We start from the raw sequence: 18,913 nt of genomic DNA, 5'->3' as shown, positions 1-18,913 counted from the left end.
GGCTCCTCGGCGCGCTCATCCGGTGCCTTTGGCTTCGCGGTAGTCGCCGTACGGCTCGGTGTGGGACGCGCTGATGTGGACGGCCGGAGGCTCGCCGCCGAGGGCATCGGGGATGAGTGGCAGCGGGACTTCGGTGTTCAGCGTGACGGTGACCGTCGACCCCGGCTCCAGGCATGCGGGGTTGCAACTGATGCTCAACTGGTCGGAGCTGAGCTCCATCCCTTGGTCCCGCATCGCCAGCCGCGCCGCCTCGAACGCGCGCGCCCGCGCCTCGTCCTCCGACACTCCGGCCGGCACGATCATGAACGCCCGCCCCGCCGCCCGAGTCGCCGCCGTCGCGCCGTACGACGCCCGCTGGACGTCGAACACCGCCAACATCACGTAAACCAACGGCACCATCAACAACAACGCCAGCCAGGAAAACTCCACGACCGCATTCCCCCGCTCACCCCGCCGGGGCCGAAAGATCCACCCCGCCCGACGCACGCGACACGACCACGCACCGCCGGCCGCGAGCGGGCTCATTCGCCGGTCTCCTTGACCGCGTGCCCCTCGACGCTGAACTCGACACCGGGTCCCCACAAACCGAGCGGCGGCATGTGCGCCTTCACCACGACCCGCACACCAGGCTGCCCGGCAACGTCGGTTTCCTCAGCCACCACCGAGTCGATCAACTGGTCGTTCACCACCCCGTCGACCAACTCCCGCGTCCGCGCCTCGCCGTCCGCCGGTCCTCGATTCAGCACCGCCGCGTAATGCGCTCCCTCCGAGGCCGCGGCCACCACGGTGTTCCGCACGTACAGGTACAACCCGACCTGCAGAATCCCCAGAAACAGGGGCACGACGAGCATCGAGACCAGCACGAACTCCACCACTGCCGACCCATGCTCCCCGCGCCGCCTCGCGTGGCCGAGTTGCAGGTGGTGGGTCACTTGTTGGTGACGGAGCTCAGGGCGTCTTGGAGCATCTTGGACAGCTGGGGGCCGGCAATGGCCCAGATGGCGACGACCAGGCCGGCGGTCATCACGGTGATGAGTACCCAGCCGGGGACGTCGCCGCGCTCCTTTCGTGCGGGGCGTGGCGTCAGGACCAGCGCCACGAACAGTTTCGTCAGCAGTAACGGCATGACCTCTCCTCAGTTCATCCGGCGATCAGCCGGATTCCGACAGCGCCTGGATAGAAGGCGAAAGCGATGGTCACCGGCAGCACGAGGAACACCACCGGGATCATCATGGCGACTTCCCGGCGCGCACCGGATTCGATCAACTCACGCCGCCCGGCCTCACGAATGTCACCCGCTTGGGCCCGCAGTACGTCGGCCAGCGGGGTCCCGCGTTCGAGTGCGACCGCCAGCCCGTCCGCGAACCGCGACAACGCCAGCAGACCGGTGCGGTCCGCCAGCCCGTCGAGCGCGCGCACGAGCGTCTCACCTGCGCGGGTCTCGCCCAGCACCCGCTTCAGTTCCTCGGCGAGCTCTCCTCGACACGACCGAGAGACCCGATCGAGCGCCGCGGCCGGACCCTCACCGGCCGCGACCGACAAGGCCAGCAACTCCGCGACGGTCGGCAGCTCCGCAAGCAGTCGCCGCTCGCGACGTCGTACCTGCGTGGTCAGATAGGTGTCTCGGGCAAGCACTCCGAGTACGCCGAGCAGGCCGCAGAACAGCAGCATGCCAACCGGATTCCCGACGCCGAGGGACAACGCAACGATCGAGACGACGAGGGCGAACCCGAAGCAGGCCGTCCCCCACAGCAGCTGCTCGATCCGGAACTCCTCGACCGTCCGCTCGATCCCCGCACGCGACAACCGACGCCGGATCGATCCAGCACCACCAAGCAGCCGCTCCAACCGCGTCGCGCCCGCTCGCAGCGACGGACCGAACAGCCGGAGAATCGCGTAGAACGGCGAACTGGAATCGACCACGCCGAGAAACACGTCCCCGCCGCCGATATCCCGCAGGTAAGGCCCGACCCGGTCGTCAACCGACGGCTTCCGCACGAACGGCAACCGCCGAACCACCAACAACAAACCCGCGCCGAGCACCCCACCAAGCACAGCCCCCAGCACCAGAGGAGTCATCGCAGCACCCGTTCGGGCTCGGGGAGGCGGCCGATGCGGAGCATGATGCGGTAGGCGAGGAGGCAGACGATGGCGCCGATGCCGATGATGAGGGCGCCCATCGGGGAGTTGTAGCGCTGGATGACGTCGCCCTGGAAGGAAAGCATCGCGAGGACCAGCCAGGGGGCGGCGACGGCGACGCGGGCGCCGTTGACGGACCAGGACTGGCGGGACTCGAGCTCGGATCTGGTGCGGGCGTCGTCGCGCAGGAATGTCGACAGCGAACGGAGCAACCGGCCGAGATCCCCACCGCCGACCTCGCGAGCGATCCGCAGCGCCTCGACGACCCGGTCGCCGACGGGATCCGCGAGTCGTGCCTTCAACCGGTCCAGCGAATCCGCGAACCTCCCGGTCGACGCATAGTCCGCACCGAACCGACGGAACGGCTCGCGCAGCGGCAACGGACCGCGCTCACCCACCTGAGCCAACGCCTCCGACAGCGACAACCCGGCGCGGACGGCCGACGCGATGTTGTCCACCACATCCGGCCACAACTCACGGAACTCCGCGAGCCGCTTCCGCGCCCGGCTCCGCAACAACGCGACCGGCATCCCACCAGCCATCAGCCCGAACACCACACCGACAGGCCAGGCACCCGACACCACGAACATCAGCACTAATCCGGCCACACCCGTGATCACACAGACCCCGATGAACGCACCCGGCGTCACGCCCTCAACTCCCGCGCTGGCCAGCAGATCCCGGCTGCGCGCGACCAGCCGCCCATCACCGGCCGACCGCTCGTCGGCAGGCGTCACAAATGTCCAGATGATCAGCAGCACGCCGATCCCGAAGAACAGTCCCAGCAGCAGCCCCATCAGCCCACCCCTCGCGGCAACTCGGTGAGCAGACCCGCCACCGAGTACCCGGCCTGCTGGAACCGCTCCGGATGCGGCAGGTGCCCCTCGGCCCGTCGCAGTTGCCCGTCGTACGTGCCGAACACGGTCTCGGTCTCGATCGCCTGCTCCTCGATCCGACCGCTCACCGCGACGATCTCCCGCACCCGCCGCTGCCCGTCGGCCCCGATCCCGAGATGGACGACGAGATCCACGCACCCGGCCACCGTCGGCAGCACGAACCGGGACCCGATGTTCTCCCCCGCGAGCAGCGGCAACGTGCACATCTTCGTCAGCGCCTCACGCGCCGAGTTCGCGTGGATCGTGCACATCCCTGGCAATCCACTGTTCAACGCGAGCAGCAGATCCAGGCACTCCTCGCCGCGCACCTCGCCGACGATCACCCGCGACGGCCGCATCCGCAGCGACTCCTTGACCAGGTCGCGCAGCCGGACCTCGCCGGTGCCTTCGAGACCGGCCTGCCGGGTCTGCATCGAGACCCAGTCGGGAATCGGCAGCTTGATCTCGAAGACCTCTTCGCAGCTGATCACCCGCTCGCTGCCCGGGATCGACCCGGCCAGGGCGTTCAGCATCGTGGTCTTTCCGGCCTGCGTCCCGCCGGAGACCAAGACGTTCAGCCCGACCGCGACAGCCGCATCCAGGACCGCGGCCGCGTGCGGTGTCAGCGATCCGAGCGCGACCAGATCGCTCAGCCGGGTCGCGCGCACGGTGAACTTCCGGATGTTGATCGCAGCGTGCTTTTGCGTGATGCCGCCCAGCACGATGTGCACCCGGCTGCCGTCCGGCAGGCGCGCATCCGTGAACGGCTGCGACACGTCGATTCGCCGGCCGGTCGTCTTCAGCATCCGCTCGACCAGATCGCTGACCTCCTCCTCGGTCAGCACCGTCGTGGTCAGCTCGTGCCGGCCGTCGCGAGCGATGAACACCCGGCTCGGCTCGTTGATCCAGATCTCCTCGACGGCCGGGTCGTCAAGGTACCGCTGCAGCGGGCCGAAGCCGGCGACCCGGTCGTGCACCTCCCGGCTGACCGCCTCGAGATCGCCGATCGGCGGCACCACGCCGGTCAGACTGCGTTCGTCGTACTCCCGGACCACGGTGGCGACGATCGTGTTGACCGCGGCCGGGTCACGGAGCGGGTCGATGCCTTCGCGGCGTACGACGTCGCGCACCTGGGCATCGATCAGTTCGACGGCATCGCCGTCCCAGCCGGACCGGCGCGCGGCGAGTCTGTCGGCTGTCATCGGTCTCCCCGTGTATGTCCCGTCTGGCGACCACTTGGTCACCATGCGCGACCATCCTTTCAACCGCGGAGCAGGCCGCGCCACCCGATCCCGGCCGCCTGTGGATAACCGTGACATGCGAAAGGCTCACCGAGGGTATCTGTGCCCTCACGGCGAGGTCCACGGGGTTGCAGCTTGTTGCAGAGCGATCAGCGGTGCACGAGCGTGTGCTCGAACGCGTATCGGCTCGCCCGGAACAGGTGGGAGCCGTACTCGACCGGCTGACCGTGGTCGTCGTACGTGATCCGGGTGGTCGCCAGCAACGGGACGCCCGGCTCCTCAGACAGCAGCCGGGCCTGCTCCGGTGTCGCGGGCAGTGCGGAGATCGTCTGGTGCGCGACCTTCAGCCGCACCCCCTCCGCGCGCAGCAGTGCGTACAGCCCGCGCTCGGCCAGTGTGGCCGGGTCGGTGTCGAGCAGGTCCGGCGGCAGCCAGTTGCGCATCAGCGCGAGCGGCTCGCCGTCCGCCTTGCGCAACCGCTCCAGCCTGAGCACCCGGTCCCCCTGCTCGATCTGGAGGGCAGTAGCCACCTCTGCGGTCGCAGGTGCGATTCCGAACCGCAGTACGTCGGTCTCCGGCTTGCGGTGGGCTGCGGCCAGGTCGTCGTACAAGCTGGTGAGCTCCAGCGAGCGTCGTACCTGACCCGAGTTCCCCACGACCTGCGTTCCGACGCCGCGCTTGCGCACGAGCAGTCCCTGGTCGACCAGTCGTGCGATCGCCTGCCGCACTGTCGGCCGGCTCAACCCGTACGCCTCCGCCAGGTCCACCTCGTTGCTCAGCCGCGACCCGACCGGCAACTCCCCACCCTGGATCGCCGCCTCCAACTGCTGTGCCAACTGCACATGCAACGGCGTACGACTGTTCCGATCAACCCGGACCTGCACGGTACTCATGCGCACATCCTGAAGCCTTCACCCTGATCCGTCGACCCACCACCCTGATTTGATCAGATCTCTGCGTTTGTGAACGCCGCCCGGAAACGGCGCAACGCGAGCTCGCTGTCGCTCGAGGCGAACGCCTCCAGGTCGACCGTCCCGTCATATCCGTGCTGTCGCAACGCGGCCGCGATCGCCGGGTAGTTGATCTCACCGGTGCCGGGTTCACACCGCCCGGGTACGTCGGCCACCTGGATCTCACCGAGATACGGGAACGCCTTGCCGATCAGCTCGATCAGATTCCCCTCGCCGATCTGCGCGTGATACAGGTCCAGCATCATCCGCAGCCGCGGATGATCGACGGCTTTGACCAACGCGAGTGTGTCGGCGGCTTTTCCGAACGGTACGCCGGGATGGTCGACCTCGGTGTTGAGATTCTCCAGCACGAACATCACGTCGTACCGGTCCGCGAGTTTCGCCAGCCGTTCCAGCGTCCGCGCGGCGGTCAGCCAGTCGGCGCCGGAGACGGCGTACTGCGGAAGCACCGGCAGCCCGCGCTCGTCGAGTTCGGTGCCGTGCAGGTTGAGCCGTGGACAGCCGAGCTCGAGCGCGACCTGGATGGACTGTTCCGCGGTTTCCAGCAGCCGGTCCTGATCGTGGGTGAGCGATCCACCGACGTATCCGGTCATCGACGAGAATGCGGCACCGGTCTTCTTCAGCCCGGCGATGTCCTTGTCCGGCCAGTTCCAGATCACGACGCCGAATCCGGCCGCATGAATGCGCTCGACCCGCTCCAGGAACGGCAGCTCGGTGAACACCATTTCGGCACAGACGGCGAGCTTCATCAGATCTCCCCGACCTGCACCGGACGGCTTTCCTGGTGCGACTTCATCGCCGCGAGGGCGACCCGCAACGCATTCCGGGCATCCTGACCGGTAACCGGCGCCGCGATGTTGCCGCGGACAACTTCGGTGAACTCGGCGAGTTCCTGGACATAGGCGTCGCGGAACATCTCCTCGTCGCTGCCGAGCGTGTGCTGGTGCAATCCGCGCACGTCGTAATGCACCATCGGGCTACTGGCCAACCGGCCGGCCACGACCATGCCCTTGCTGCCGAAGACCTCGCCGCGGACGTCGTACCCGTACAGGGCGGAGAAGTTCGCCTCGGCGGTGGCGATCGCGCCATTGTCGAACGTGATCATCACCACCGCGGTGTCGAGGAGCCCGTTCTCCTTGTACTCCGGGGCGACCAGCGCGTCCGCCTTCGTGTAGACCTCGACCGGCCGCGCGCCGGGGTTGAGCCAGAGCAGGGTGTCGAAGTCGTGGATGAGCGTCTCGCGGAAGATCGTCCACGGCCGGATCCCGGCGGCCACGGCGCCCATGCCCTCCGGCCGGCCCGGGTCACGGGTGATCGATCGCATCAGCTGCGGCGTACCGATCCCGCCGTCCTCGATCGTCGTCCGCGCGGCGGCGAAGTCGCGGGCGAACCTGCGGTTGAAGCCGACCTGGAAGGCGACCCCGGCCCGCTCGGTGGCGGCGATCGCCCGGTCGATCTCCTCGAGTGTCAGCGACGCCGGCTTCTCGCACCAGACCGGCTTGCCCGCCTCGGCCGCCTGCTCGATCAACTCCAGATGCGCGGCCGCGATCGAGGTGATGACGACCCCGTCGATCTCCGGGTCCTTGATCAGTCCCTCGACGTCGCGGGCGTCGGCGTCGTACGTCCCCGCGAGCCGCTGCGCCGCCTCCGGCCTGGCGTCGGCGACCACCGCCAGCTCGGCGCCGGGGACGTGGCGGGCGATGTTCCGGGCGTGCATCGTGCCGATCCGCCCGGCCCCGATCAACCCGAGCCGCACCACCCGCAGTCCGTGATCGTTCCGCATCATCACCCCTCCAGCCGTCGCCACGACTAGAGCGCTCTAGTCACGAGCTAGCGAACACTGCTTTGATGGTCTGGGTCAAGACCCCACGAGAGCAGGTGAGATGAACCCCCGACCGACGATGGAGGACGTCGCCGCCCGGGCCGGTGTGTCCCGCGCCCTCGTCTCGATCGTCTACCGCAATGTGCCGGGCGCGAGCGACGAGACGCGGGCGCGCGTGTTCGCGGCCGGCGACGAGCTCGGCTACCGCCCGGACCATCGGGCCCGGCTGCTCGGCAGCAGGCAGCGCACTCGGCTGATCGGCGTGGCCTTCGACGTGCGCTACCCCTTCCACGGCGACCTGGTCGAGGCGCTGTACCCGGCGGCCGAGTCCCTGGGCTACAGCCTCACTCTGAGCGCCGTCACCGGTACCCGCCGCGAGGCAGCCGCTGTCCAGTCCCTGCTGGACTACCGCTGCGAGTCACTCGTCCTGCTAGGGCCGACCGCACCGCCATCCGCGCTGACCGCTCTCGCCGAGTCCCAACCGACAGTGGTCATCGCCCGCAAGGTGCGAGCGGCCGGTGTGCACGTCGTACGGACCGACGACGCTGCTGGGTCACGCCTAGCTGTTGAACACCTGCTATCCCTCGGACACACGCGCATCGCTCACGTGGACGGCGCCCGTGCCCCTGGCGCAGCAGAACGCCGTACTGCGTACGTCCACACCATGCGGCGCGCAGGACTCACCCCTGTGGTCATTCCCGGCGGCCCGACAGAGGCAGCGGGCACAGACGCGGAGCACCGACTCCCGTCGGGCGTCACAGCCGTTGCCGCCTTCAACGACGCGTGTGCGATCGGCTTGCTGCACACCCTCCGGGCCAGTGGCCGCCGGGTCCCGGAAGACATCTCGATCATCGGGTACGACGACTCCACGCCGTCCCGCCTGGACCACATCCAACTCTCGACCGTCGCCCAGAACGCCGACCGCCTCGCGTCCGCCGCTCTCGGCCTCGCGACCTGTGAGGACCGCGAGTCACCCCAGGAGGTCATCACCAGTCCCGACCTGCTGCCGCGTAAGACCACCGCTTAAGGCACGTTGTACGGCGTGATCGGCTGCAGGTTGCTCGGCGTACTCGGGACGTTGGGCAGCAGCCGGTGTGCGTGCAGGAGGTGCTGGCACGCACGGTGAAGGTCGGTGGGCAGGTCGTGATGCAGCACCACCGAGAGAGCACCGGAGCGCAGCAACGCCAGGTTGTCGGCGTCGAGGTCGTGGGCAACAAAGCAGCGGCACGGCCGCCCGAGATCCTCGAATGCCTGGACGATGGCGCGGTTGCCACCCCCGATGGAGTAGACCGCGTTGATGGCCGGGTCGGCGGTCAGTGCCGCCAGCGCCTGCCCGTGGATCGTGGTGTCGAGGCCGTCCGTCTCGGCCAACTCCACCACCGCGCGCCCCGGCTCCAGACGGCGCAGGGTTGAGCGAAAACCCATCTCCCGTTCCTCCTCGCCGCGGAACGAACCACGGCTCAGAGTGACCAACACACTGCCCGGACCGTCGCCCAGCCACTGGGTGAGGAAGTACGCCGCTGTCGCGCCGGCGGACCGATTGTCGATACCGACGTACGCGATCCGCTTGCTGCCAGGAAGATCGGTGACGAGGGTGACGACCGGGATGCCGGCGGCAACCAACTTGTCGACCGCCTCGATCACTTCGCGCTCGTCCGGCGCCTTGAGGATCACGCCCTGTGAGCCGCGCTTTCGCACCTTCTCCAGCGTCGCGATCAGTTCGGCGGCGGAAGCAGTCTCGCTGAGGTCGAACCGGGCCCGCAGGACCGCCGGACGCAGACCGGGCAGGGCCGCCTCGAGCGCCGCACGGACCGCGCCGGAGAACCGGCTGGGCGCCTGCATGACGAGGTCGATCACCAGCGTGCGGCCGCCGAGACGGACCTGGGTGGCCTGCCGGTCCAGGTCGTGGATCGCCTGCTCGACCTGACGGCGGGCGCGGGCGCTGACGCCGGCGCGACCGTTGAGCACCCGGTCGACCGTCGTCTCGCTGAGCCCGGCCTGGACCGCGATGTCGCGGACCCGGTGTTCGCGTCCCATCACCCTCCTCAGGCCTGAAATGACGGGTTTTTGACGGATCCAGGGGATTCCGAACCCATCAGGAAACCCCCACGCTAGAACAACCAGGAGACAAGGAGCCACCCCGATGAACTGGCTGAACCCCGACGATGTCCGGCTGGACGACCTGCTGACCGTGCTCAAGGAGCAGACCGACGCCGCCGGCTACCCGCACGCCGAGCGGATCGAGCAACAGGTCCCGGTGTACGACGCCGCCCGGATCCGGACCGCGGATCCCCGGGCCGTGCAGACCGAGTTCGCCACCGCGTTCGGCACCGGCCCAGGCATCGTCGTCCTGAAGGGTGCCTTCGGCAACGCGGTCGTCGACGCGACGACGGCCGAGTTCAGCCGGCTGATCAAGGAGCAGCACCGATCCGGTGTCGCGGCCGGCGACCACTTCGCCAAACCGGGGGCGAACGATCGGGTCTGGAACGCCCTGGAGAAACTGGCCGTCGGTGCACCCGAGGTCTTCGCTGCGTACTACGCCAACGATCTGCTCGCGCTGGTCGCGACGGCTTGGCTCGGACCGGCGTACCAGGTGACCTCGCAGGTGAACGTGGTGAACCCAGGCGGTGACGGCCAGACAGTCCATCGCGACTACCACCTCGGCTTCCAGTCCGATGAGGTGGCGGCGCAGTACCCGGCTCATGTGCACCGGTTGTCCTCCGTCCTGACACTGCAAGGTGCGGTCGCTCACTGCGACATGCCGGTCGAGTCGGGGCCGACGCTGTACCTGCCGCACTCGCAGAAGTACGAGCTCGGCTATCTGGCCTATCGGCGACCCGAGTTCTCGGAGTACTTCGTCGCGAACCACGTCCAACTCCCGCTGGAGAAGGGGGACGCCGTCTTCTTCAACCCCGCGGCCTTCCACGCGGCCGGCAGCAACCACTCCACCGACATCAAGCGGATGGCGAACCTGCTACAGATCTCGTCCGCCTTCGGCCGCGCGATGGAGAGTGTCGACCGGACCCGGATGGCGTCAGCCCTCTACCCGGTCCTGCTCCGGATGGCGAAGGACGACCCGGCCGGCGTGGACAACGTGATCGCCGCCACCGCCGAGGGCTACGCCTTCCCGACCAACCTCGACCGCGACCAGCCCATCGGCGGCCTGGCACCGCAGTCCCAGGCCGACCTGCTCCGCCAGGCCGTCGCCGAGACCTGGACTCCCGACCAACTGGACCAGGCCCTCGCCGACGGCAACCACCGGCGGCAGACGCACTGAACCGATACCAAATCAGTGAACGTTGGGTGAACCTGGTCCGGATCACGGGCAGGTGGTGTCGCCCAGGGGTGATCGTCAGGCAGGATGGCGCGTTCGCCGTCTCGACGAGGCACTAGCCTTACCGGCGGAACGCGCCACTCAGCCGACCTGCTGTACGCCGCCCGTACGGCCGCCCATCGAAGGAGAAGGCATGGAACCGCTGCGTATCGGGATTCTCGGGGCCGCCCGGATCGCCGGCCGGGCGATCGTCGAGCCGGCCCAGCTGACCGGGGCCCGGCTGGTCGCGGTGGCGGCCCGGGATGCCGAACGGGCCGAGGCGTTCGCGGCGGAACATCAGGTCGAACGCGTCCATGCGTCGTACCAGGACGTGCTGGACGACCCCGAGGTCGAGGCGATCTACAACCCGCTGGCCAACGGCCTGCACGGACCGTGGAACCTGCGGGCGATTGCCGCGGGCAAACATGTGCTGACCGAGAAGCCGTCGGCCAGCAACGCCGAGGAGGCGGTCCAGGTCCGCGACGCGGTCCGCGAACACGGCGTGGTCTTCATGGAGGCGTTCCACTACGCGTACCACCCGGTGATGCGCCGGTTGCAGGAGCTGCTCGCCAAGGGTGAGCTCGGCGACCTGCAGCACGTCGAGGCGACCATGGTGATGCCCCCGCCGCCGGACGCCGACCCCCGCTGGTCCCTGCCGCTCGCCGGTGGCGCGGTGATGGACGTCGGCTGCTACGCGATCCACGCCCAGCGGATGCTGGCGCAGTACGCCGGTGGTGCGCCGAAGCTGGTCAGCGCACGGGCCGGTGAGCGCAAGCGGCTGCCCGGGGTCGACGAGTGGCTGAACGCGGATCTCGAGTTCCCGAGCGGTGCGACCGGTGCGGTCCGGACCAGCATGGCCGCCGAGAGCGTCGACTTCAGCCTCAAGGTCGTCGGCACGCGCGGTGAAGCGTTCGCGCCCTTCTTCGTGCTGCCGCACAACGACGACCGGGTGATCGTGACGACCAAGGAGGACACCTGGGTCGAGCACCTCGGCACTCGGTCGTCGTACACGTACCAGCTGGAGGCGTTCGCCGGAGCGGTCCGCAACGGCGCACCCGTGCTCACCGACGCCGACGACGCGCTGGCGACGATGGAGCTGATCGACGCCTGCTACCGCGACGCCGGGATGGTCCCGCGCCCGGTCTCCACGATCTGAGCAGTTTGTCCGGCGGCCGCGTGCCGGCCGGCCTGTCCGGCGGCCGCGTGGGCGAACGCCTGGATGAACGGGTGCGGCCGGGTGCCGTCGCCGGACAGCTCGGGCTGGAACAGCGTGACCAGGAAGAACGGGTGCTCGGGTAGCTCGGCGACCCGCGGCGCGCCTTCGGCGTCGTACGCGCTGAAGACCAGACCGTGCTCCTCGAGCAGACTCTGCCGTGCGGGGTCGAGTCCGTACGAGCAGTGGTAGCGCTCGGTGGACCGCTCCGCGCCGAGCAGCCGCCCGGCCAGCGTGCCGGGCCGCACCTCGACCGTGGCCTCGTGACCGTCGAGTGAGCACGCCAGCGGGACGATCAGCAGGTCGTCGCCGTCCGGAGTGTTCTCGGCATGCTGTACGCCGGTAGCCCCGCAGACGTTGCGCGCATACTCGAGCATCGTGTGCTGGAACCCGCCACACGTACCGAGGAACGGGATCCCCTGCTCCCGCGCCGTCCGGATCGCGCTGACCGCGCCGGCCTCGCTCCGGTACGGGCTCCCCGGCAGGACCCAGATCCCGTCGAAAGCGTCCATCGCGTCCACCTCGTCGGTGGGGACCCAGTACACGTCGAGGTCGAGTCCCTCCCGCTCGCGCAGGCGGTCGAGCACCTGAGGCACCCGGTGGTGGGAACGGACATGCGGGGACCGATCGCCGACCAGGGCGATCCGGGCGGAGTACGCGTGCGTCGTCATGCCCCTATGCTGCGCCGCGGACCCGGATCAGCACCAACGATGATCTCTGCATGGTTGATAAGCGATACTGATCGGCGTGGATCCGCATCTGCTCCGCACGTTCATCGCGGTGGCGTCGAGTGGCTCCTTCTCGGCCGCGGCGGCCGAGCTCGGCTACACCCAGTCGGCCGTCTCGCAGCACATCGCCGCGCTCGAGAACTCGCTCGGCACCGCGCTCCTGACCCGTCGCCCGGTGGCGCCGACGCCGGCAGGCGAGCGCCTGCTCGAGCACGCCGGCGCGATCCTGCTGCGGATCGAGGCCGCCCGGGCCGACGTACGACGGGTGGTCGGCGAACCACCCGGCGAGATCGTCTTCGCCGCGACTCCGCTGGCCGGAGCGACCCGAGTCGCGCGGGCGCTGACCCAACTCAGGCAGACGAGACCCGGGATTGCAGTGACCTTCGAGGTGGTTCGCCGGGACGAGGTGGCGCGTGGCGTCGCGTCCGGCGCGTACCACCTCGGCCTGGTCGACGGCATCGCCGCACCGAGCGATCCGTTGAAGCTCCCGGACGTCGGTCAGCTCCGTACGTCGGCAGTCGCCCAGGAGAAGCTGGCAGTCGTCGTACCCGGCGACCACCCGATGGCCAAGCGCAAGTGGCTCGGCCTGGCGGCCCTGGTCGACGCGCGCTGGATCGACGCCCCCGCGGTGAGCGCACCGCTGGACGAGCTCCGTGCCGCCGTCGAGACCGACAGCCTCCGGCCGGCGATCGTCTACACCGGCGCTGACCTGCTCACCCTGCTCGCACTGGTTTCCGCCGGCCACGGCCTCGCCGTACTCCCCGCTTCGATCGACATCCCCGCGGGCATCGCGAAAGTCCCGGTCGACGCACCCCGCCTGGTCTACCGGGTCGAACTCCTGCACGGCCAACTCGACTCATCAGCCGCCTCAGCCCTCGCCGAGTTGCTCGACGAGGGCTGAGTACGGTTACTTCCGCGCCTGTTTGGTGGGCGGGATGATGGCGCTGTCGGCGGGGACCGCCTTCGGCTTCTTGGGTTGTTTGGGCTTGCGGACCTCACGTCCACCCTTGTTCTTGGACACGACGCACTCCTGGGGGCTGGATGGCTGGCTCGGTGACCAGCTCGACGACTGCGGACAGGCCAACGGCCTTCGTACGCCGCGGTACTCCTCATGCCCCGGGGGTTGTCTTCGACGCTACACCCAGGCAGCCCCAATAGCCCGGGTTAGTCGTGGGTGGGGAAGCCCAGGTTCAGGCCGCCGTGGGACGGGTCGAGCCAGCGGGACGTGACCACTTTGCCGCGGGTGAAGAAGTGGACGCCTTCCATCCCGTGGGCGTGGGTGTCGCCGAACAAGGAGTTCTTCCAGCCGCCGAACGAGTAGTACGCCATCGGGACCGGAATCGGCACGTTGATGCCGACCATCCCGACCTCGACCTCGTTCTGGAACCGGCGGGCCGCGCCACCGTCGTTGGTGAAGATGGCGGTGCCATTGCCGTACGGGTTGGAGTTCACCAGGTCGAGTGCGGCGTCGTACGAGGGCTGGCGGACGACGGACAGCACCGGACCGAAGATCTCGTCGGTGTAGATCGACATCTCCGGCGTCACCTTGTCGAACAGTGTCGGCCCGAGCCAGAACCCGTCCGCGGCGCCGTCGAACTCGCCGTCCCGGCCGTCGACGACGAGCTCCGCACCGGACTCGACCCCGGCCTCGACGTACCCGGCGACCTTGTCGCGGTGCGGGCCGGTGACGAGCGGGCCCATGTCGCAGCCCCGGGTGCCGTCGCCGGTCTTCAGCGTCGCCATCCGCTCCTTGATCTTGCCCACCAGCTCGTCGGCGATCGGCTCGACCGCGACCAGCGCGGAGATGGCCATACACCGCTCGCCCGCCGAGCCGAATCCGGCGTTCACCGCTGCGTCGGCGGCCAGGTCCAGGTCGGCGTCGGGCAGCACGACCATGTGGTTCTTCGCACCGCCGAGCGCCTGCACCCGCTTGCCGTGCCTGGTACCGGTCTCGTAGACGTACTTCGCGATCGGGGTCGAGCCGACGAACGACACCGACTTGATGTCCGGGTGCTCCAGCAGCCGGTCGACGGCCTCCTTGTCGCCGTGGACGACGTTGACCACACCGTCCGGCAGGCCGGCCTCCTTCCACAGCTCGGCCATCGCGTTCGCGGCGGACGGGTCCTTCTCGGACGGCTTGATCACCACGCTGTTGCCACAGGCGACGGCGATCGGGACGAACCACATCGGCACCATGGCCGGGAAGTTGAACGGCGAGATCACCGCGCTGACACCGAGCGGCTGACGAATCGAGTACACGTCGACCTTCGTCGAGACGCCCTCGCTGTAGCCGCCCTTGAGCAGGTGCGGGATACCGCAGGCGAACTCGATCACCTCGAGGCCGCGGGTCACCTCACCGAGCGCGTCCGACAGCACCTTGCCGTGCTCGGCGGTGATCAGGGCGGCGATCTGCTCCTTGCGCTGGTTGACCAGCTCCCGGAACGCGAACAGCACCTGGGTCCGCTTGCTGAGCGAGGTCTGCGCCCAGGCCTTCGAGGCCTCGTGGGCGACCTTGACCACCTCGTCGACCGTCGCCGCCGAGGCCAGGTCCAGCTCGCCGGTGGCCTCACCCGTCGCCGGGTTGTAGACCTTGCTGGTGCGCTCCGAGACCCCGGTCCACGGGCTCCCGCCGATCAGATGGGTGATTCGCTCAGTACTCACAACTGCGTCCCTTGTTTGGTCAGTAACTCGTTGATCTTCTCCCGCATGAACGTGCTCGACTCCCGAGCCCGCTCCTCCCAGGCGAAGACACAGGTGGTGATGGTGCCGTCGAAGCCGGCCGCGGCCAGCTCGGCGAACAGCTCGTCGAAGTCGACCTCGCCCTGGCCGATGTCCAGGTGCTGGTGCACCCGGACCGTCGAGCCGGGCGGGTTGACGATGTAACGCAGCCCCGACGACCCGGTGTGGTCGAACGAGTCGGCCACGTGAACGTTGGTCAGCAGGTCACCGGCGTGGCTGATGATGCCGGGGGCGTCGTTGCCCATGTGGAACGTGTGCGGCGCGCAGTACAGGAAGCTCACCAGCGGGTGGTTGATCCCGCGGACCAGGTCGACCGCCGCCTTGCCGTCCTCCTCGAAGTCGTCCGGATGCGGCTCCAGCACCAGCCGGACGCCCTCGGCCTCGAAGACCGGCAGCAACTCCTCCAGCGACCGCCAGAACTGCGCCTCGCTGCGGGCCGCCTGCTCGGGCCGGCCGTTGAACTCGGAGTTCATCACGTCGACGCCGAGGTCGGCGGTGATCCGGATCGCGCGCTTCCAGTAGCGGACCGCCGCCTGCCGCTCGTCCTCGTCCGGCCCCGACCACTTGTACAGCGGCAGCACCGACGAGACCCCGACCCCCGCGGCGGCGAGCTCGCGCTTGAGGGCGGCGACACCCGCGTCGTTCACCCTCGGGTGGTTGAAGAACGGCAGGAAGTCGTCGCGTGGCGACAACTCCATCCACTCGTAGCCGAGCTCGGCGACCAGCGCCGGCAGCTCCGGCAGCGGCGTACGGCGGAACATGTACGGGTCGAGGCTGAGTTTCATCCGAGCACCTCACTCCTCGGAACCATCTCCACCTCCACTGGGCGTCCCTCCTGCAGCGACCGCACGCCGGCCGTGCAGACCGCGGCGGCGGCGTACCCGTCCCAGGCCGCCGGGCCGTCGATCGTGCCCTTCGCCACCGCGTTCACCCAGCGCCGGATCTCCAGGTCGTACGCGAGCCCGAACCGGACCCGGAAGTCGTCCGGCACCGCACCACCCCAGTGTCCGGCCCGCCTGGTCAGCACGTCGACCCCCAGGCCGATGGTCGCGCTGCCCTTCTCGCCGACCGCCTCACACCGGACCTCGTACCCGACCTGGCAGTTCACGAACACCTCGACGTCGGCCATCGCGCCGCTCGCCATCTCGAACACCGCGAACTGCGGATCCAGCACGTCCTCGCCGACCAGGCCGCTCGGCTTCGGCGCGTGAACGGTGATCCGGGCGATCTCGTCGCCGTACAGCCAGCGGGCCACGTCGACCTCGTGGACGAGTGAGTCGCGCACGATCATCTCGCTGCGGAACGTCGCCGGGACGGACTTGTTCCGGTGCACGTTGTGCAGCAGCAGGGTCCGGCCGAGCTCACCGGAGTCGAGCAGCTCCTTCAGCGCCGCGTACTCCGGGTCGAACCGGCGCATGAAGCCGACCTGGATCAGCTGTTTGCCGAGCTTGTGCTCGGCCTCGACCACCCGCAGCGACGACTCGGCGTCCATGGTCAGCGGCTTCTCGCACAACACCGGCTTGGCGTGCTCCAGGCAGGCCGTCAGCTGCTCGGCATGGGCGAACCCCGGCGACGCGATGATCACCGCGTCCACGTCGGCGTCGCCGATCAGCGCCAGCGGGTCGTCGATCGCCCGGACCTCGTCGAACGTCGTGGCCAGTGCGGCGGCCCGGTCCGTGTCCGGATCGGAAACCGCGACCAGGCGGGCACCCGAGATCCGGCGGGCCACCCGCTCGGCATGGTCCGCACCCATCATCCCGACCCCGACGATCCCGATCCTCAGGTCCCGCATCTCCACCTTCTCTCTGCTCTGCTTACGCTCTCGCTGCTCTGCTCACGCTCTCGCTGCTCTGGCTGCGCTCTCGCTGCTCTGCTTACGCTTCGGCCGCGTTCCGCGGTGCTTCCCGTCGTACGACGGATGCAAGGGCCGGACCGTCCGATGCGGCCCTTGCATCAAACCCGCCGGACTAGATCCCTCCTGGCCGGTCATGCGGTGTGGCGACGACCTCCGGGTCGATACCGCGCAGCTCGTGGCTGAGTGCCTCGAGCTCCGAACCACCGGCCATCTCGTTGGTCAACTGGGCCAGCGTGAGATCGGCGCGATGGGTGTCGAGCGCGACCCGGCCGAGCTTGAGCACCACGAAGTGGTTGCCCACCAGGTAGGCGTGATGCGGGTTGTGGGTGATGAAGACGACCCCCAGGCCGGCGTCACGGGCCTTGACGATGTACTTCAGCACCACTCCGGACTGCTTCACGCCGAGTGCGGCGGTCGGCTCGTCCAGGATCAGCACCTTGGCGCCGAAGTAGATCGCCCGGGCGATCGCGATGCACTGCCGCTGACCGCCGGACAGCATGCCGACCGGCTGTTCCAGGTTGGGGATCGAGATTCCCATCTTGGTCAGTTCCTCGTCGGCGATGCGCTTCATCTTGCGGTCGTCGAGCCGGCCGAACGGGCGCTTGGTCATCTCGTTGCCGAGGAAGAAGTTCCGCCACACCGACATCAGCGGGGCCAGTGCCAGGTCCTGGTAGACCGTGGCGATCCCGCTGTCCAGCGACTCGCGCGGTGAGCTGAACCGGCGCTCCTCGCCGTTCACCGACAGGACCCCGTCGGTGTGCTCGTGCAGACCGGCGATGATCTTGATCAGCGTCGACTTGCCCGCGCCGTTGTCCCCCAGCACACAAGTGATCTCACCCTGCCGGACCGCTAGCGAGACCCCGCGCAACGCATGCACGTTGCCGTAGCTCTTGCCGACGTCCTCCAGGTGCACCACCGGTGTGTTCGGGCTGGTGGCGGCTTCTTCCGCGAAACTGTCGGTGGTGGTCATCGCAGATCCGCCCTTCTCTTCACGACCAGGTTGACGATCGTTGCGAGGAGCAACATCACGCCCAGGAACGCCTTGAACCAGTCCGCGTTCCAGCCGGCGTACACGACACCGAGCTGGGTCATGGCGAAGATCAGCGCACCGATCGCCGATCCGACCACGGACCCGTAGCCGCCGGTCAGCAGGCAACCACCGACCACCGCCGCGATGATGTAGATGAACTCCTTGCCGACACCCTCACCGGACTGCACGCTGCTCTGGGTGAAGAGCAGGTGCATCCCGGAGAACCAGGCGAAGAAGCCGACGGTCATGAACAGTCCGATCTTGACCCGCTTCACCGGGACACCGACGGCCCGGGCCGCCGCCGCGTCACCGCCGACGGCGAAGATCCAGTTGCCGATCTTCGTCTTCAGCAGCACCCAACTGCCGGCGATCACGAACAGGATCCACCAGACGACGAGGATCTTGATGGTGACCGAGCCGATCGAGAACTCCGACGCGAACACCGCCTTCGCCGACTCGAACCCGTCCATGTCGCTGATCGAGTTCGACGAGACCTGGCCGGACAGCAGCCGGGTGATCGCGAGGTTCAGTCCCTGCAGGATGAAGAAGGTGCCCAGCGTCACCAGGAAGCTCGGCAGGCCGGTCCGCATCAGCAGCCAGCCGTTGAAGGCACCGACGGCGAGCGCCGCCACCATCGCGACCAGCACGCCGACCCAGACGTTGACGCTGAACTGGTAGGCGAACAGACCGGCGAACAGACCGGAGGTCGTCACCGCGACGCCGGCGGACAGATCGAACTCGCCGCCGATCATCAGCAGCGCGACCGGTACGGCCATGACGCCGATCAGCGCGGCCTGGTAGAGGACCGTCCCGATGTTGGCCGGGCTTCGGAACGGCTCGGCCATGATCAGGAAGAACACCAGGATGACCGCGGCGCCGACCAGCGATCCGACCTCGGGCCGGCTGAGCAGGCGGGCTGCGAGCGAGCGGCGCGAGACGCGGTCGTCAACCGAGCTCGGCGCCGTCAGTGTGGAAGCCATGATCGGT

At 68.7% G+C, this 18,913-nt stretch carries 20 protein-coding genes; 4 read left to right on the top strand and 16 right to left on the bottom strand.

Features of this window, described 5'->3' with window-relative positions; genetic code table 11:
* Positions 1 to 15: 15 nt before the first annotated feature.
* The 9 genes from ACGFIF_RS14785 to ACGFIF_RS14745 all read right to left on the bottom strand — a co-directional run bounded on the left by ACGFIF_RS14785 (position 16) and on the right by ACGFIF_RS14745 (position 7,012).
* Entirely contained in the window at positions 16 to 429 is a 414-nt protein-coding gene (locus ACGFIF_RS14785) for a hypothetical protein (protein ID WP_393154789.1), read from the bottom strand.
* Between the two features lie 92 nt (positions 430 to 521).
* The gene (locus ACGFIF_RS14780; RefSeq protein WP_393154788.1) at positions 522 to 875 is read right to left on the bottom strand and encodes a TadE/TadG family type IV pilus assembly protein; all 354 of its coding nucleotides are present in this window, start codon (positions 873 to 875) and stop codon (positions 522 to 524) included.
* A gap of 53 nt (positions 876 to 928) precedes the next feature.
* Positions 929 to 1,126 (bottom strand): hypothetical protein, encoded by a 198-nt coding sequence (locus tag ACGFIF_RS14775; protein WP_393154787.1) that lies wholly within the window; start codon positions 1,124 to 1,126, stop codon positions 929 to 931.
* Between the two features lie 14 nt (positions 1,127 to 1,140).
* Positions 1,141 to 2,079, bottom strand: coding sequence for a type II secretion system F family protein (locus tag ACGFIF_RS14770; protein ID WP_393154786.1), 939 nt, complete (start codon positions 2,077 to 2,079; stop codon positions 1,141 to 1,143).
* Positions 2,076 to 2,936 carry a type II secretion system F family protein gene (locus tag ACGFIF_RS14765; RefSeq protein WP_393154785.1) on the bottom strand — a complete coding sequence of 287 codons (861 nt, stop codon included), beginning with the start codon at positions 2,934 to 2,936 and terminating at the stop codon, positions 2,076 to 2,078. Before ACGFIF_RS14765 ends, ACGFIF_RS14770 begins: the two co-directional genes overlap by 4 nt.
* Positions 2,936 to 4,216 carry a CpaF family protein gene (locus ACGFIF_RS14760; protein WP_393154784.1) on the bottom strand — a complete coding sequence of 427 codons (1,281 nt, stop codon included), beginning with the start codon at positions 4,214 to 4,216 and terminating at the stop codon, positions 2,936 to 2,938. Before ACGFIF_RS14760 ends, ACGFIF_RS14765 begins: the two co-directional genes overlap by 1 nt.
* A 188-nt stretch (positions 4,217 to 4,404) precedes the next feature.
* The gene (locus ACGFIF_RS14755; RefSeq protein ID WP_393154783.1) at positions 4,405 to 5,148 is read right to left on the bottom strand and encodes a GntR family transcriptional regulator; all 744 of its coding nucleotides are present in this window, start codon (positions 5,146 to 5,148) and stop codon (positions 4,405 to 4,407) included.
* A 53-nt stretch (positions 5,149 to 5,201) separates the two neighbouring features.
* Positions 5,202 to 5,975, bottom strand: a complete 774-nt coding sequence (locus tag ACGFIF_RS14750) for a TIM barrel protein (protein ID WP_393154782.1) — start codon at positions 5,973 to 5,975, stop codon at positions 5,202 to 5,204.
* A complete protein-coding gene (locus tag ACGFIF_RS14745; protein ID WP_393154781.1) occupies positions 5,975 to 7,012 on the bottom strand; it encodes a Gfo/Idh/MocA family oxidoreductase in 1,038 nt (345 codons plus the stop codon). Before ACGFIF_RS14745 ends, ACGFIF_RS14750 begins: the two co-directional genes overlap by 1 nt.
* Positions 7,013 to 7,109: 97 nt before the next feature.
* Between ACGFIF_RS14745 and ACGFIF_RS14740 the strand changes: the two genes are divergently transcribed.
* Positions 7,110 to 8,075, top strand: coding sequence for a LacI family DNA-binding transcriptional regulator (locus tag ACGFIF_RS14740; RefSeq protein WP_393154780.1), 966 nt, complete (start codon positions 7,110 to 7,112; stop codon positions 8,073 to 8,075).
* Here the strand turns inward: ACGFIF_RS14740 and ACGFIF_RS14735 are convergent.
* The gene (locus tag ACGFIF_RS14735) at positions 8,072 to 9,085 is read right to left on the bottom strand and encodes a substrate-binding domain-containing protein (RefSeq protein WP_393154779.1); all 1,014 of its coding nucleotides are present in this window, start codon (positions 9,083 to 9,085) and stop codon (positions 8,072 to 8,074) included. The two genes, ACGFIF_RS14740 and ACGFIF_RS14735, sit on opposite strands and share 4 nt — an antisense overlap.
* Before the next feature lie 106 nt (positions 9,086 to 9,191).
* Between ACGFIF_RS14735 and ACGFIF_RS14730 the strand changes: the two genes are divergently transcribed.
* Positions 9,192 to 10,325 carry a phytanoyl-CoA dioxygenase family protein gene (locus ACGFIF_RS14730; protein WP_393154778.1) on the top strand — a complete coding sequence of 378 codons (1,134 nt, stop codon included), beginning with the start codon at positions 9,192 to 9,194 and terminating at the stop codon, positions 10,323 to 10,325.
* Positions 10,326 to 10,515: 190 nt separating this feature from the next.
* Positions 10,516 to 11,517 carry a Gfo/Idh/MocA family protein gene (locus tag ACGFIF_RS14725; protein WP_393154777.1) on the top strand — a complete coding sequence of 334 codons (1,002 nt, stop codon included), beginning with the start codon at positions 10,516 to 10,518 and terminating at the stop codon, positions 11,515 to 11,517.
* Here the strand turns inward: ACGFIF_RS14725 and ACGFIF_RS14720 are convergent.
* Complete coding sequence (locus tag ACGFIF_RS14720; RefSeq protein ID WP_393154776.1) at positions 11,472 to 12,245, bottom strand: hypothetical protein; 774 nt, start codon at positions 12,243 to 12,245, stop codon at positions 11,472 to 11,474. The genes ACGFIF_RS14725 and ACGFIF_RS14720 overlap by 46 nt on opposite strands.
* Before the next feature lie 76 nt (positions 12,246 to 12,321).
* On the opposite strand from ACGFIF_RS14720, the gene ACGFIF_RS14715 reads away from it, so the two are divergent.
* Positions 12,322 to 13,203, top strand: coding sequence for a LysR family transcriptional regulator (locus tag ACGFIF_RS14715; RefSeq protein WP_393154775.1), 882 nt, complete (start codon positions 12,322 to 12,324; stop codon positions 13,201 to 13,203).
* 263 nt (positions 13,204 to 13,466) lie between these two features.
* Here ACGFIF_RS14715 and ACGFIF_RS14710 read toward each other — a convergent pair whose 3' ends face one another.
* The 5 genes from ACGFIF_RS14710 to ACGFIF_RS14690 form a co-directional block, all read right to left on the bottom strand.
* Positions 13,467 to 14,963 carry a CoA-acylating methylmalonate-semialdehyde dehydrogenase gene (locus ACGFIF_RS14710; RefSeq protein ID WP_393154774.1) on the bottom strand — a complete coding sequence of 499 codons (1,497 nt, stop codon included), beginning with the start codon at positions 14,961 to 14,963 and terminating at the stop codon, positions 13,467 to 13,469.
* On the bottom strand, positions 14,960 to 15,826 hold the full coding sequence (locus ACGFIF_RS14705; protein WP_393154773.1) for a sugar phosphate isomerase/epimerase family protein: 867 nt from the start codon (positions 15,824 to 15,826) through the stop codon (positions 14,960 to 14,962). The genes ACGFIF_RS14710 and ACGFIF_RS14705 overlap by 4 nt, the downstream gene beginning before the upstream one ends.
* Positions 15,823 to 16,833, bottom strand: coding sequence for a Gfo/Idh/MocA family protein (locus ACGFIF_RS14700; RefSeq protein ID WP_393154772.1), 1,011 nt, complete (start codon positions 16,831 to 16,833; stop codon positions 15,823 to 15,825). The genes ACGFIF_RS14705 and ACGFIF_RS14700 overlap by 4 nt, the downstream gene beginning before the upstream one ends.
* A 175-nt stretch (positions 16,834 to 17,008) precedes the next feature.
* Positions 17,009 to 17,866, bottom strand: a complete 858-nt coding sequence (locus tag ACGFIF_RS14695; protein ID WP_393154771.1) for an ATP-binding cassette domain-containing protein — start codon at positions 17,864 to 17,866, stop codon at positions 17,009 to 17,011.
* Complete coding sequence (locus tag ACGFIF_RS14690; protein ID WP_393154770.1) at positions 17,863 to 18,906, bottom strand: ABC transporter permease; 1,044 nt, start codon at positions 18,904 to 18,906, stop codon at positions 17,863 to 17,865. The genes ACGFIF_RS14695 and ACGFIF_RS14690 overlap by 4 nt, the downstream gene beginning before the upstream one ends.
* Positions 18,907 to 18,913 lie beyond the last annotated feature (7 nt).

This window comes from Kribbella sp. NPDC049174 (assembly GCF_043197365.1).
Classification (GTDB): Bacteria; Actinomycetota; Actinomycetes; order Propionibacteriales; family Kribbellaceae; genus Kribbella.
This window is presented reverse-complemented; position numbering and strand designations above follow the sequence as displayed.